16 protein-coding genes and 1 tRNA gene are annotated in these 12,460 nt (G+C 43.5%); 13 read left to right on the top strand and 4 right to left on the bottom strand.

The genetic code is table 11. The annotated features are described in order from the left end of the window. A tRNA-OTHER gene (locus PHG22_00770) sits at positions 1–83 on the bottom strand. Between the two features lie 141 nt (positions 84–224). Between PHG22_00770 and PHG22_00765 the strand changes: the two genes are divergently transcribed. The 8 genes from PHG22_00765 to PHG22_00730 all read left to right on the top strand — a co-directional run bounded on the left by PHG22_00765 (position 225) and on the right by PHG22_00730 (position 4,894). Next, positions 225–836, top strand: coding sequence for a hypothetical protein (locus PHG22_00765; GenBank protein MDD5490310.1), 612 nt, complete (start codon positions 225–227; stop codon positions 834–836). 250 nt (positions 837–1,086) lie between these two features. Further along, on the top strand, positions 1,087–1,272 hold the full coding sequence (gene secE / locus PHG22_00760) for a preprotein translocase subunit SecE (GenBank protein MDD5490309.1): 186 nt from the start codon (positions 1,087–1,089) through the stop codon (positions 1,270–1,272). A gap of 20 nt (positions 1,273–1,292) precedes the next feature. Continuing rightward, positions 1,293–1,835, top strand: a complete 543-nt coding sequence (nusG, locus tag PHG22_00755) for a transcription termination/antitermination protein NusG (protein MDD5490308.1) — start codon at positions 1,293–1,295, stop codon at positions 1,833–1,835. Positions 1,836–1,914: 79 nt separating this feature from the next. Next, entirely contained in the window at positions 1,915–2,337 is a 423-nt protein-coding gene (gene rplK, locus PHG22_00750; protein MDD5490307.1) for a 50S ribosomal protein L11, read from the top strand. Positions 2,338–2,424: 87 nt separating this feature from the next. Beyond that, positions 2,425–3,105, top strand: coding sequence for a 50S ribosomal protein L1 (gene rplA, locus PHG22_00745; GenBank protein MDD5490306.1), 681 nt, complete (start codon positions 2,425–2,427; stop codon positions 3,103–3,105). Between the two features lie 57 nt (positions 3,106–3,162). Continuing rightward, entirely contained in the window at positions 3,163–3,771 is a 609-nt protein-coding gene (locus PHG22_00740; GenBank protein ID MDD5490305.1) for a class I SAM-dependent methyltransferase, read from the top strand. A gap of 81 nt (positions 3,772–3,852) precedes the next feature. Beyond that, entirely contained in the window at positions 3,853–4,344 is a 492-nt protein-coding gene (locus PHG22_00735; GenBank protein ID MDD5490304.1) for a cytidine/deoxycytidylate deaminase family protein, read from the top strand. After that, the gene (locus PHG22_00730) at positions 4,331–4,894 is read left to right on the top strand and encodes a hypothetical protein (protein ID MDD5490303.1); all 564 of its coding nucleotides are present in this window, start codon (positions 4,331–4,333) and stop codon (positions 4,892–4,894) included. Before PHG22_00735 ends, PHG22_00730 begins: the two co-directional genes overlap by 14 nt. A gap of 39 nt (positions 4,895–4,933) precedes the next feature. On the opposite strand, the gene PHG22_00725 is transcribed toward PHG22_00730, so the two are convergent. Next, positions 4,934–5,605 carry an HD domain-containing protein gene (locus tag PHG22_00725; protein ID MDD5490302.1) on the bottom strand — a complete coding sequence of 224 codons (672 nt, stop codon included), beginning with the start codon at positions 5,603–5,605 and terminating at the stop codon, positions 4,934–4,936. Positions 5,606–5,724: 119 nt separating this feature from the next. Between PHG22_00725 and PHG22_00720 the strand changes: the two genes are divergently transcribed. The 4 genes from PHG22_00720 to gatB are packed head-to-tail and all read left to right on the top strand — an operon-like array spanning position 5,725 to position 10,293. After that, positions 5,725–7,185, top strand: coding sequence for an FAD-dependent thymidylate synthase (locus PHG22_00720; protein MDD5490301.1), 1,461 nt, complete (start codon positions 5,725–5,727; stop codon positions 7,183–7,185). 32 nt (positions 7,186–7,217) lie between these two features. Continuing rightward, entirely contained in the window at positions 7,218–7,946 is a 729-nt protein-coding gene (locus PHG22_00715; GenBank protein MDD5490300.1) for a hypothetical protein, read from the top strand. Positions 7,947–7,952: 6 nt separating this feature from the next. After that, positions 7,953–8,693: a hypothetical protein gene (locus tag PHG22_00710; GenBank protein MDD5490299.1), complete on the top strand. Its 741-nt coding sequence runs from the start codon at positions 7,953–7,955 to the stop codon at positions 8,691–8,693. A 58-nt stretch (positions 8,694–8,751) separates the two neighbouring features. Next, positions 8,752–10,293 (top strand): Asp-tRNA(Asn)/Glu-tRNA(Gln) amidotransferase subunit GatB, encoded by a 1,542-nt coding sequence (gatB, locus tag PHG22_00705; protein MDD5490298.1) that lies wholly within the window; start codon positions 8,752–8,754, stop codon positions 10,291–10,293. 58 nt (positions 10,294–10,351) lie between these two features. Here gatB and PHG22_00700 read toward each other — a convergent pair whose 3' ends face one another. Further along, positions 10,352–10,570, bottom strand: coding sequence for a hypothetical protein (locus PHG22_00700; GenBank protein ID MDD5490297.1), 219 nt, complete (start codon positions 10,568–10,570; stop codon positions 10,352–10,354). 519 nt (positions 10,571–11,089) lie between these two features. Between PHG22_00700 and PHG22_00695 the strand changes: the two genes are divergently transcribed. Further along, the gene (locus PHG22_00695) at positions 11,090–12,085 is read left to right on the top strand and encodes a hypothetical protein (GenBank protein MDD5490296.1); all 996 of its coding nucleotides are present in this window, start codon (positions 11,090–11,092) and stop codon (positions 12,083–12,085) included. A gap of 180 nt (positions 12,086–12,265) precedes the next feature. Here PHG22_00695 and PHG22_00690 read toward each other — a convergent pair whose 3' ends face one another. Continuing rightward, positions 12,266–12,421: a hypothetical protein gene (locus tag PHG22_00690; GenBank protein MDD5490295.1), complete on the bottom strand. Its 156-nt coding sequence runs from the start codon at positions 12,419–12,421 to the stop codon at positions 12,266–12,268. Between the last annotated feature and the right edge of the window lie 39 nt (positions 12,422–12,460).

Raw genomic sequence — 12,460 nt, 5'->3', positions numbered from 1 at the left:
GGTCGTTGGAGGGACTTGAACCCCCGACCTCCCCGTTTAAGCATTAGCGCTGTCGGGGTGCTCTGCCTTTGAGCTACAACGACGTTAACAAACTTTAAAAGATATTATCATATACGCAAATTTTGTCAACCCCGTCCAGGCGGTCTTGACAAAATTTACCGAATCTGCTAAGCTGACACATCAACCTTGTTTCTTAAAAACCCAACAACAAAGGAGAGAAGAAAATGAAAAAAATTTGTTTGATTTTTGCCTTACTAACCTTAATATCTACACTCTTCGCTTACGCCGAGGCCAAAGAAGAAACTGACAACTGGTCTGACGCGAGTTTCCGATTGCTCGTGCATGCGGAAAAAAGATTAAATGATTTCTCCGCCCTCACTCTGCACTTTATCCCCGCGGGAAATCTCATCGGCGAGCTAAGCCCATATCTTTACGCCGGCGCGAAATTCAATCTTGGCCACGGCTTCGCTTTGGAACCGTCCGTGGGCTGGAATTTTCGTCCCGGAGATGACGCCGCCCCGATAATTTCATTGATGCCCTGCTATACTGACGACTATATTTTTTTCTGGGGAGACGTGGAATATAATCACTGGCCGATTGACGAGCTCTATTACTTCGGTATGATTGACTATAGACTCTTCAACAAATCGCTGATGGTCGGGCTGGAAGGAGAGGGCTGGGGAGAAATTGACTGGGATAAACAATCCATCGGCGGAGGGCCAAATATGACTCTAAGCTATGGACAAGTAGAGCTTAATTTAGCTATCCACTATCGCCGCTTCCCCGATTCACCAAATGCCTTCGTACCCGTCGGCCGTTTACACTTCTCTTTCTAAAATCGCCAAACATAATAACCGCCCCAATCTCGCAAATGCGTAACAGGGCGGTTTTTTATTTTCCTTGATATTAAATGTCTAAATACTTAATGCCATCTCATAATTCCAGCCTTCTTTTCTCCCCTTGACTTCTCCCCGCTCTCCCATTATAATAGATTTAATAAAGGCCCGCGGGCCTTTTTAAAGACCTTAAAAAAGTCATTTTAGCCGATTTCTTGGCTAAAATAAGCTTAAAAAAATAACTCGTTCTATGGGTAACAAAGTTGTTGAGTACGTGAAAAGCGCCAAAACGGAATTAAAAAAAGTTATTTGGCCGACCAAAAAAGAAACCACCAACTACACGATGCTGGTTATCGGCATCAGCTTGGGCGTGGCCATCTTTCTTGGCGCCTTGGATTATCTTTTCACTTTGGGCGTGGAAATTTTAATTAAATAAAAATCGTCAGGGGGAAAAATATGCCAAAACAAATAGAACGCGGGCGACGCTGGTACGCCATTCACACCTACTCCGGATATGAAGAAAATGTCGCCGAAAATTTAAAACAAAGAATAGAATCCATGGGAATGGAAGACCGGATTTTTAATATCCTGATTCCGACGGAGAAAAAGATTAAAATAAAAAACGGCAAACGCCACACTGTCACCGAAAAAATTTTTCCGGGCTACGTGCTGGTGGAAATGCTGGTGACTGACGATTCCTGGTATGTGGTGCGCAATACGCCGAACGTCACCGGATTTATCGGCAGCGGCACCATCCCCACTCCCCTTTCCGAACAAGAGATTAAAAATCTTCAAACCAGAATGGGCGTGGAAGAACCGAAATATAGAATTGACGTTGAGGAAGGAACTCCGGTGCGCATTGTGGATGGACCTTTCAAGGAATTTGAGGGCAAAGTTTCCAGTATTGATGAATCGCGCGGCAAAATCAAAGTACTGGTTTCTATGTTCGGCCGCGAGACACCGGTGGAATTGGACTTTTTGCAAATCAAAAAAATATAGCTAGCGAATGGAATCGGCGCTCCGAATTTTCGGGGGCTTCTCGCCGGTGAAAAATTTAATAATAAATTAATCATAAGATATGGCTAAAAAAGTAATGACCATGGTCAAGCTCCAAATCCCCGCGGGCAAAGCCAATCCGGCGCCTCCGATTGGACCGGCTTTGGGCCAGCATGGAGTCAATATCGCCGATTTCTGCGCAAAATTTAACAATGCCACCAAAGATAAGGGCGGAGACATCACTCCGGTGGAAATTACTATTTACGAAGACCGCAGTTTCACTTTTATCTTAAAAACCCCTCCGGCCGCGGAATTACTGAAAAAAGCCGCCGGCATTACCAAGGGTTCGGGCAAACCGAATAAGGAAAAAGTCGGTAAGGTCACCAAGGCGCAAATCCGCCAAATCGCCGAAGCCAAAATGTCCGACCTGAACGCCAATGACATTGAAGCGGCAATGAAAATTATTGAAGGAACTGCCAGACAAATGGGGCTGGACGTCGTCTAAAAGTAAAATTATAAATAATTGTGGGAGTTCTACGCTCGGCCTAGCCCTGAGCTTGCCGAAGGGGACACTCGCACCACGAGGAAAAATATGTCACGTTCTAAAAGGTACCAAGAAGTCAAAGGGCAAATTGACTCTAAAAAAACCTATTCAATAGAAGAAGCTCTGGAATTGGTCAAAAAAACTTCCAACGTCAAATTTGATGCCAGCGTGGAATTACACATCCGCCTGGGAATTGACCCTAAAAAGGGAGAACAGCAAGTTCGCGGTTCTATCGCCCTGCCGCACGGCACGGGCAAAACCCAAAAAATCGCCGCCTTCGTTGACGGTGATAAAATCAAAGAAGCCAAGGAGGCCGGCGCGGATATCGTCGCCGATGACGAATACATCGCGGAACTTAAAAAGACCGAAAAAATAGATTTTGAAATCGCCATTGCCACGCCGCCGATGATGAAAAAACTCGCGGCTGTGGCCAAGATTCTCGGCCCCAAAGGTTTAATGCCTTCTCCTAAAGACGGCACGGTGACAGCGGACATCGGCAAAACTATCGGAGAATTAAAAAAGGGCAAAGTGAGTTTTAAAAACGATGACACCGGCAATGTTCATCTCTTAGTCGGCAAAATCTCTTTTGACACGAAGAATTTGATAGAGAACTGCAAAACGGCTATGGAAGCCATCCAAAAAGCCAAACCGGCGACTTCCAAGGGAATTTACATCCGAAACGCCGTTCTCACCTCCACCATGGGTCCGGCAATAAAATTAACCGTCTAATATAACAAATCCCACTCTACTATTTTGTCGGAGTGGGATTTGTCTTGTCTCACAATAATGTCAAAAAATAAAATAAAAATTCTGGACTCGCGGCGGGGTTATGATTTAGCCGCCGCCGACTATGACAAAAAAGGGAAATATCTGGACAGTTTTGAAAAAGAAAAACTGCCGGCGGCGTTGGGTGATATTAAGGATAAAAAAATTCTGGATGTCGGAGCGGGTACCGGCCGGTTGGCGCTTAAACTCGCCCGGGCCGGAGCCGAAGTCACCGCCTTGGATATTTCTCCGGAAATGTTGAAAATTCTCCGGCGCAAAAATAAACAAATCAAAACGGTGGGGGGCGACGCGGAACAACTGCCTTTCCCCGACGAAACTTTTGACATCATCACCGCCGCTTTTCTGATTGTCCATCTTAAAAATCCGGAACGATTTTTTGACGAGGCCTATCGCGTGCTCAAAAACGACGGACGGCTCGTTATCACTAATATCAATCAAAAAGAACCGCCGAAAATAAAAACTAAAAAAGGAAACGTAAAAATACAGTCGTTCTATCATTCCCCGGGGAAAATCCGGCAGTTGCTGAAAAATTTAGCTTTTGACGTGCAGGAAACGTTGGTGAAAGAAAAAGCCAACTGGATAAATCAGATAATCATTGCGGCAAAATAAGGCCGGGTTAAATCTGTTGCTAAAACTTTGTTAAAATAGTAAAATAATGAGGTCTAATAAAACATTTTAAACTACCAAAATATGGCGGAAGAAACGTATAAAAGGCCCTCGTGGGACGAATACTTTATGGAGGTAGCCCGGGCCGTGGCTAAACGCGCCACCTGCGACCGCGGGCGGAGCGGCTGTGTCATTGCCCGAGATAAAATGATATTAGTCACGGGATATGTGGGCTCACCCAAAGGCATGCCGCATTGCGACGAAGTCGGCCATCAGATGAAAACTATGGTTCACGAAGACGGCCACCAAAGCCAGCACTGCGTCCGCACCACTCACGCCGAACAAAACGCCATTGTGCAGGCGGCCAAACTCGGAGTGGCCATAGACGGAGCGACTTTATATTGTAAAATGACCCCCTGCTCCACCTGTGCCAAAATGATTATCAACGCCGGCATCAAAAGGGTGGTCTGCGAAAAGCGCTATCACGCCGGAGCGGAAACGGAAGAGATGTTCCGCCAAGTGGGCATAGAATTGGATTACTTTGACGAATCAGTGGAGAAATATGACAAGCAATAATATCATTATCGGGCTGGCCGGTAAAATCGCCTGCGGGAAAGAAACGGTGGGGAAATATATTCTCCAAAAAAATCCTGCCGGAACTAAAATCAAATTCTCCGACCCTCTGCGGCAAGCTCTGGATATTTTTAACATACCTAAAACGCGGGAAAATTTACAGGATGTTTCCACGATTTTGCGGGGAAAATTCGGAGAAGAAATTCTGGCGGAAGCTATGTATAAATTGACCACCAACTCCCCCGCCCCGCTGGTTATCGTTGACGGTGTGCGCCGGCTGGCGGATATTAAAAAATTAAAAGAACTTAATAACTTTTACCTGATTTATATTAAAACCGACGCGGCCAAACGCTACAAGAGATATATTACCCGGGGGGAAAATGTCGGCGAAGCGGAAATGACCTATGAGCAATTTAAAAACAGAGACGGGGCTGAAACCGAAGAGCAGATAGAATCTTTGGAAAAAGAAGCTGATTTTATAATTGACAACGACGACGATTTTGACGACCTTTACAAACAAATTGATAAAATTTTGGAAAAAATAAAGAAATAAAAAAGAGAGCTAATTTGCTCTCTTATACGGCTGATGTTTCTAACCGGCCCCTCCCTTAGCACCCTTAACCTCAAATAGAGAAAAGGGTAATACCTTTTGCGAGTTACTTTCCTCCTTAAGGATTCTCTCAATAACCGGCCGGAATTCATTAAGAAGAATTTCCACGCTCTTTATTTCTTTACTTAATGTCAATAGCTTCGGGAAACTATTTTTGAATACTTTACTGAAATTTTCATGGCCAAGATGATACTCCCGCCAAGCATACATTATGTATCCCAAAAGCTCCAAGGCATACCAAAGCTTTCCCTCAAAAGATTCTCTATCTTTCTGCAGATTATAAGCATCTTCAATACCTTCTTTAATAGCCGGGTGAAACCTTTTTATTAATTCTTGAGTTGCTTCTTCCTCCATCTCCTCTAACGCTTTCTTCACCCGCGCGTCATCTTTGACCTCTAAGGGGACATCAAAAAGTATCCCCTCGCCAATATCATGTAACGCGCCACAGGCGAGAACCTTAAAAGCATCAAAATCTTTCCTCCCGAATTTTTTTTCAAGAGCAACGGCACAAATAACAAGAAGTGTCGATTCAAAAGAATGGTTGAGCGACGATTCTATATAAGAACGGTTTTCGAATTCTTCTTTGTTCCACCGCTGTACACGAGACAAGCGCCTGATAATGTTGAAAAATATATCCGCCAAAGTTTTATCCATTTTTTTCTCCTAAATTTTTATGTTTTTAAAGAACGCTAATTAGATAACCTTACTCCAACGAAAATGGATAAGCAAATTGACTTATCCACAATTAATTTAATAATTTGGCTCCCGATTTTATGAGCGAAAAAAATAACCAACTTTCCGTTTACTCCTTGGACCACCTCAAACCCGAAGTATTGGCCGTGGCTTTTGCCAAATGTTCCCGTTCCCCGGAATCATTCAAAGATATCGCCGCGGAGCTGACTGATGAAAAATCCGCCGATTTCCATGAAAAGTGGGTGGTGGGATATGGACACAGCAGTGTGGCTGAACACGCCAATCTTCATTTAGCCATTGAAAATGTTTCTATTTTGGCCACCAAAGTTATTGAAGATAATCGCCTGGCTTCTTTTACGGAAAAATCAACGCGTTATCAGGTTTTCGACCGCAACCGCTATTACAAACCGGAAAAAATTATGAACTCGCCTCTGGGCAAAGAATATGAGGAAACCCTGAATTATATTTTCGACACCTACACCCGGCTGAACGAACCAATGAAGTCGTATATTTGTAAAAAATATCCTCAAAATCCGGAGGAAAATGAAAAAGTTTACCAAGCCAACATTAAGGCCCGTACCTGCGACAATATCCGCTATCTCCTGCCGACAGCCACTTTAACCAACCTTGGCATGACCGCCAACGCGCGCGCCTGGGAACACGCTATTGCCAAACTGCTTTCGCATCCGCTGGATGAAATGCGCGCCATCGGCAAGGCCATTAAAATTGAGGCGTTGAAAATTACTCCCACGCTCATAAAATTCGCTGATGTCAATCAGTATCTGAAGGAAACCGACGCTGCGCTGGCCGCCCTTGACCAAAAAACTTTGTCGCAAAATCCGGAAGCGACCGAACCGGTGGTGATTGTTGATTATGATGCCGAGGCGGAAGACAAATTAGTGGCCGCCATTCTATATAAACATTCCGTCTTGCCCTATAAACAAATTTACGCTGAAGTAAAAAAGATGAACCCGGAACGGAAAGTGGATATAATTGACGAATCCTTAAAGCGCCGCGCCGCCTTTGACCAGCCAATCCGGGAGCTTGAACATATTTATTACACTTTTGATATTTTGATGGACTACGGTGCGTTCCGCGATATCCAGCGCCACCGCATCTGCACGCAAACTAATCAGGCCGTGACTGTTTTACACGGCTATGCCACGCCGGAAGAAATAACGGAGGCGGGGTTAGAAAAAGATTATCAAGAAGTGATGGACCGCGCCGCCGAACTTTATAATAAAATTTATCCGCTCTTCCCTCATGAAGCGCAGTATGCCGTGCCCTTGGCTTTCAGAAAACGAACGCTCATCACCTGGAACTTGCGGGAACTCCATCATTTTATTTCTCTGCGCAGCGGACTCAAGGGCCATATTTCTTACCGCCGCATTGCCCAGGCCTGCTGGCAAAAATTAAATGAAATTCAGCCGCTCTTGGCCAAATATATCAATGTTAATATGGAAAGCGGTTCAGCTTCTTGGGCCTCAACTCTCTTCAAACCGGAATTTAATTACCGACCAAAAACCGACTCTTCGGGATAAATTGTTGGGCGGACAAAATATAAAGTGATAAAATGAAAAATATGAAAGGTAAATTCATCGTTGCCGATGGCATTGACGGCTGCGGCAAAGGGACAATCATTAATACCATCGCCGACTGGTGCGCCAAGCACGAATGCAGTATTTTTGACCTCAAAAGATACTGGCAGGAAAAGAAAAATTTCCCCGAAGCTGAGGATTTGAAAAATTATCACGTCATTATTTCCGCTGAACCGACTTTCGCCCTGGCCGGCGCCGCCATCCGCGAAGAACTGGTCAAAAAGAACGGCCGAAGTTATTCGGCGGAAACCATTGCCCAGGCCTTTGCCTTGGACCGCGAAATACTTTACAAAAGAATCCACCTACCGCTCCTTGAGTCCGGAAAAATAATTCTGCAGGAAAGAAGTTTTGTTTCTTCTTTTGTTTACCAGCCGGCGCAGGAAAATGGCTATCCCTTAGAAAAAATAATGGAATTGCCGGGAAACAAGCTGGCTTTAGAGCATTCCCCCAATCTTCTTATTATTCCGATTTTGAAACCAGAGACCGCCATAGAACGGCTTGGCAAACGGACGGAGAAACAGGATAATTCTCTGTTTGAAAAACTACCTTTTCTCACTAAGATAGACAAAGTTTACCGCTCGGCAGAACTTAAAGATTTATTGGAAAAACACGGCAGCCAAGTGGTTTATCTTGATACTGAAACGACTTTGGAAGAAACAAGGGAACAAACCCTGAAACTTTGGGAACAATTTATAAATAAATAAAAAATTATGGAATTAATCGGCATTTGGTCATTGATTGTCGCGGCGTGGCAATTAGTCACCAAGAATCTTAAAAACATCTCAAAAATCGTCGTCTATCTGCTTATCGCCACTCTGCTTCTTTCCTTTTCTCCTCTTTTGGGGGTTAGCGTCTGGGCCTCTGTTATTTTGGCTATCTTGGGGATTTTAATCGGGGTGGTAAGCATTTTGACAAACATCGTTCTGATGAAATCACTGGTCGGCTTTTATAAAAACGAAACGGTTAATCTGAAAGAGGATTTTCAAAAATCTTGGGGGAAATTTTGGGTTGTATTTGCCGGCTCTATGGTGGTTTCTTGGCTGACTTTGGGCGGTGTGATTTTATTAGTTATACCCGCTATAATTTTTTACGTTTGGTTTTCTTTTTGCCTTTATTTTATCATTTTGGAAAATAAAACCATTTTGGAATCATTAAAATCAAGCAAAGATTTAGTGAAAGGCAACTGGTGGAAAATATTTTGGAGATGGGTGCTCCCCGGACTTTTTTATATTGTTATCGGCATGATAGTGGGCGGAGCGGCCATGGAGCTTATTTATTTCTTTGCCGGAACGAACGAGCTAACCACTGTTATCGGCATGGTAATAAATAACATCCTCTCTGTCATAGCCACTCCGCTTTTGGCTGCCGCCGGAGTAATTCTTTTTATGGAGGTTAAAAAATATAAAGCTTCCGCCCCCGCTGTTTCGGAAACAAGTACACCAAATATATAATTAATAAATGGGCAAAACTGAAAGCGATAATCCGTCAGCCGAAGTCAATTCATAAGTTATGAATCTCCAACCGGTTATTGGGCTGGAAATTCACGTCCAGCTCAAAACTAAAAGCAAAATGTTCTGCTCCTGCCCGAACGCGGGAGACAGCGCCCCTCCTAACACCAATATCTGCCCCGTCTGCACTGGTCAGCCCGGAGCTTTGCCGGTGCTTAATTTGGGAGCTTTGAAATTCGGCCTCTTGGCCGGGCTGGCTTTAAATTGTCAGATTGCTGAATTTTCTAAATTTGACCGCAAAAATTATTTTTATCCGGACCTGCCCAAGGGTTATCAGATTTCTCAATTTGACCAGCCCATTGCCGCCGGCGGATATCTGACTTTTAGAATTTTCGACCGCGAGGAAAAAGAACCGCGCGAAATAAAAATAAATTTAACGCGCATTCATTTGGAAGAAGACGCTGCCAAGCTGGTACACGACCAAAAAAATGAATCGTCGCTCGTTGATTTCAACCGTTCCGGAACCCCGCTTTTGGAAATAGTCACTGAGCCGGATTTTCGCTCACCGGAAGAAGCCAAGATTTTCCTCCAAGAATTGCGCCTGCTAATGCGTTATTTGGATGTTTCCGACGCCGATATGGAAAAAGGCCAGCTTCGTTGCGATGCCAATATCTCTTTGCGGGAAATAAAAATTGATAAGAAAGAACGGCCGACGCTTTCCCCTCTTTCCGCTAAAACGGAAATAAAAAACATGAACTCCTTCCGTTCAGTGGAACGCGCTTTGGATTACGAAATCAAACGGCAGACCGAACTTTGGAAAAAGGGGCAACCACCAAAATTTCAAACCACACGCGGCTGGAATGATGAAAGACAAATGACCGAAGAACAACGGGGTAAGGAAGAGGCTCACGACTATCGTTATATGCCCGAGACGGACCTGCCGCCGCTTAATTTAAAAAAACTTTTGAAAGAAGTAAAAAATAGCCTGCCTGAATTGCCGGCGGCCAAGCGGGAACGATTTGCCGAGGAATACGGTTTTACTTCCGCCGACGCGCGAATTATCGTCAATGATAAAGAACTGTCAGAATACACTGAAGAGGTAATCTCGGAACTAAAGGATTGGCTGGATAATTTGCCGGAGATAGAAGGGACGGCGGAAGAAATCTGGAATAAAAATAAAAAGAGGTTGATAAAAATTTTAAGCGGCTGGCTCGTCAACCGTTTTGTAAAACTTCTTGATGACTCTAAAATTACCGCCCGAGAGTCGAAAATCACTCCGGAAAATTTTGCGGAATTTATCACTTTGATTTATCAAAACAAATTAAATACTACCACCGCCCAGACTGTTTTAGAGATGATGTTCAAAACCGGCATCGACCCTTCGCACGCCATTGAAGAAAAAGGATTGGAGCAGATTGATAATAGCGATGAATTGGAAAAAATTATTGATAAAGTGATAAAAAATAATCCTCAACAAGTTGCCGAGTTTAAAAACGGCAAAGAACCTATTTTACAATTTCTTGTCGGTATGGTGATGCGCGAAACCAAGGGCCGCGCCAACGCGCAAAAAGTGGCGGAGATGATAAAGATAAAACTGAATTAAAACCATATTAAAAAAGAGGAGTAATTTTGCTCCTCTTTTAAGGCGGCTACATATTAAATTATTTTTTGAACTTTTCGCGAGTTTTCTTTAAATTTTCAAAAACCGCTTCAATTGGTCGCCCGTAGCTAAACATCATGGCGATGTTTTTCAACTCCCCGTCGGTTGCTCCGGCAATCAATTTTCTTTGATTTATTCTCGCTTTCTCAACTTCTTCAGTGTTTTCACCGCAAATTAACAAAGCGACATTTTCAGCAAATTCCCAAAGAACACTACCCATTTTTACCTCCTGACTATTTAAACAATAAAAGCTGTCTTATAATTTAACAAAAGCGGTAAACTTTGTCAACAAGTTAACTTAAACTTTCATAAACTACCGTTTCTGACGATATTAATTAATACTCAGCACTTTGTGGATAACTCTTTAAAAATTAGCTAACCTTAGCAAATTTTGACAATCTGTACCAACGTGATATCCTTAATTCTTAGAATATGATTATCTATTATCCAAAAAAGATATTTACATACCGAGGAAAAATCTCCCCCGAGCGGGGAGATTTTTTTTATAGGTTAAATTCTCAGCCAATCTCCCGACTTTATAAAAAATATTTCTCTCCCCTTAATAAGGGGAGTACCCCAATCTCGAGTACTCGAGATTGGGGGGAGGGATTTAAGATTTTTAAATCCCCCTTTACTTCCCCCTTTTTCAAAGGGGGAAAATATCTAAAATTAATTCCCGCGAATTCCCATTCCCCTCCGTAAAATGGAGGGGATTTTTTATAAATAATAATAAAACGCTATGAACCAAACCTTAGTCAAACTCAACCATCAAATCATCAAATCCGGACGCGAGTATTTGGAACAAAACGGCTACACGGAAATCATGGTGCCGCGCATTGTGCGGGCGAGCGGCGCCTGCGAAAATATCAATACGCTTTTTGAAGTCAAGGTTGAAGATGACGACCGCTGGTTTTGCGGCCAAAAAGGATATCTCGCTCAAACCGGCCAGCTCTACCTTGAAGCCATGGTGCCGAAATTTAAAAAGGTCTTTTGCGCCGGCCCAAGCTTCCGCGCCGAACCCAAAGCCGACGCGCGCCACTTAACCGAATTCCAAATGCTGGAAATTGAACTGGAAACCGACTTCCATGGCTTGCTTAAAGAAATAGCGGGGATAATCCATAACATCGCCGTGGGCGTGGCAAAACATAAAGAAAAAATCGGGCTGGATGGCCCGACCACGGAAAGATTAAATAAGTGCCCGGAAATTTTTAACGAAATCACTTACGACGAAGCGATAAAACTGCTCATCAAACTTGGATTTAAAAAAGAATGGGGCGACGACATTTCGAGTTTAGAAGAGCAAAAACTCGTGGAATATTTCGGCGACCAGCCACTGTTTATCACCCGCTTCCCCGACCCGATGTATGATTTCAAAAAAAATATTGAGGTGGAAAAATTCTTCAATATGATACCGGACAAAGAAAATCCCGGGCGGGTGCTTTCCACTGACCTGATACTACCTTACGGCGGCGAATCGGTTGGCGCTGCGGCGAGAATTTATGATGCGGACACCCTGCAAAAAAGATTAAAAAATTCGCGGATGTTCAGAAGATTATTGGAAAAGGGCGGAAGCATCAACGATTTTGCCTGGTATATAGAACAGCTGGAAAAACATGGCAATGTGCCGCATGCCGGCTGCGGCATCGGGCTGGCCAGAGTGTCGCAGTGGATTTTGGGAGAATCGGATATCCGCAACTGCATAGTTTTCCCTTCCAATAGAGAGATATTAATATAAAATGGCTTACCGGTACTACCATGAATTTCAATTAAAAAAATAAAAACAGCCCGGATATTTACCCGGACTGTTAAATAAGGCTGCGCTGCTTAATTTTCATCCTTCTCATCCTCGCCGGTTTCATTAAGAAGCTCTTGATACACCTTCTCTTTCTGCTCTTCATAAATTTTGTTCAATTTCCTAAAATTCCTCCTCCGTATAATTAAAACTAGAATGAAAATGGGGAACAGTTCCACGCTGCTCCAAAAACTTTTCCGCCTCCGGACCCACCTTCCCTCCTGATCTCTTCCTTATTTCCTTTTTTATTTCTTCCACTGTCTTATATCTGCCACTCATTTGTGTCTCCTTTCACATTTTTTTAAATTTCAATGTTCT

This window comes from Patescibacteria group bacterium, from assembly GCA_028716045.1.
GTDB lineage: Bacteria > Patescibacteriota > Patescibacteriia > JAQUQO01 > JAQUQO01 > JAQUQO01.
This window is presented reverse-complemented; position numbering and strand designations above follow the sequence as displayed.

Coding starts and splice junctions, on each gene's coding strand:
- rplA (MDD5490306.1), top strand. CDS start 2,425: ATGTCACGTTCTAAAAGGTACCAAGAAGTCAAAGGGCAAATTGACTCT.
- PHG22_00720 (MDD5490301.1), top strand. CDS start 5,725: ATGAGCGAAAAAAATAACCAACTTTCCGTTTACTCCTTGGACCACCTC.
- PHG22_00695 (MDD5490296.1), top strand. CDS start 11,090: ATGAACCAAACCTTAGTCAAACTCAACCATCAAATCATCAAATCCGGA.
- PHG22_00690 (MDD5490295.1), bottom strand. CDS start 12,421: ATGAGTGGCAGATATAAGACAGTGGAAGAAATAAAAAAGGAAATAAGG.
- rplK (MDD5490307.1), top strand. CDS start 1,915: ATGGCTAAAAAAGTAATGACCATGGTCAAGCTCCAAATCCCCGCGGGC.
- PHG22_00740 (MDD5490305.1), top strand. CDS start 3,163: ATGTCAAAAAATAAAATAAAAATTCTGGACTCGCGGCGGGGTTATGAT.
- PHG22_00765 (MDD5490310.1), top strand. CDS start 225: ATGAAAAAAATTTGTTTGATTTTTGCCTTACTAACCTTAATATCTACA.
- PHG22_00715 (MDD5490300.1), top strand. CDS start 7,218: ATGAAAAATATGAAAGGTAAATTCATCGTTGCCGATGGCATTGACGGC.
- secE (MDD5490309.1), top strand. CDS start 1,087: ATGGGTAACAAAGTTGTTGAGTACGTGAAAAGCGCCAAAACGGAATTA.
- nusG (MDD5490308.1), top strand. CDS start 1,293: ATGCCAAAACAAATAGAACGCGGGCGACGCTGGTACGCCATTCACACC.
- PHG22_00710 (MDD5490299.1), top strand. CDS start 7,953: ATGGAATTAATCGGCATTTGGTCATTGATTGTCGCGGCGTGGCAATTA.
- gatB (MDD5490298.1), top strand. CDS start 8,752: ATGAATCTCCAACCGGTTATTGGGCTGGAAATTCACGTCCAGCTCAAA.
- PHG22_00700 (MDD5490297.1), bottom strand. CDS start 10,570: ATGGGTAGTGTTCTTTGGGAATTTGCTGAAAATGTCGCTTTGTTAATT.
- PHG22_00730 (MDD5490303.1), top strand. CDS start 4,331: ATGACAAGCAATAATATCATTATCGGGCTGGCCGGTAAAATCGCCTGC.
- PHG22_00725 (MDD5490302.1), bottom strand. CDS start 5,605: ATGGATAAAACTTTGGCGGATATATTTTTCAACATTATCAGGCGCTTG.
- PHG22_00735 (MDD5490304.1), top strand. CDS start 3,853: ATGGCGGAAGAAACGTATAAAAGGCCCTCGTGGGACGAATACTTTATG.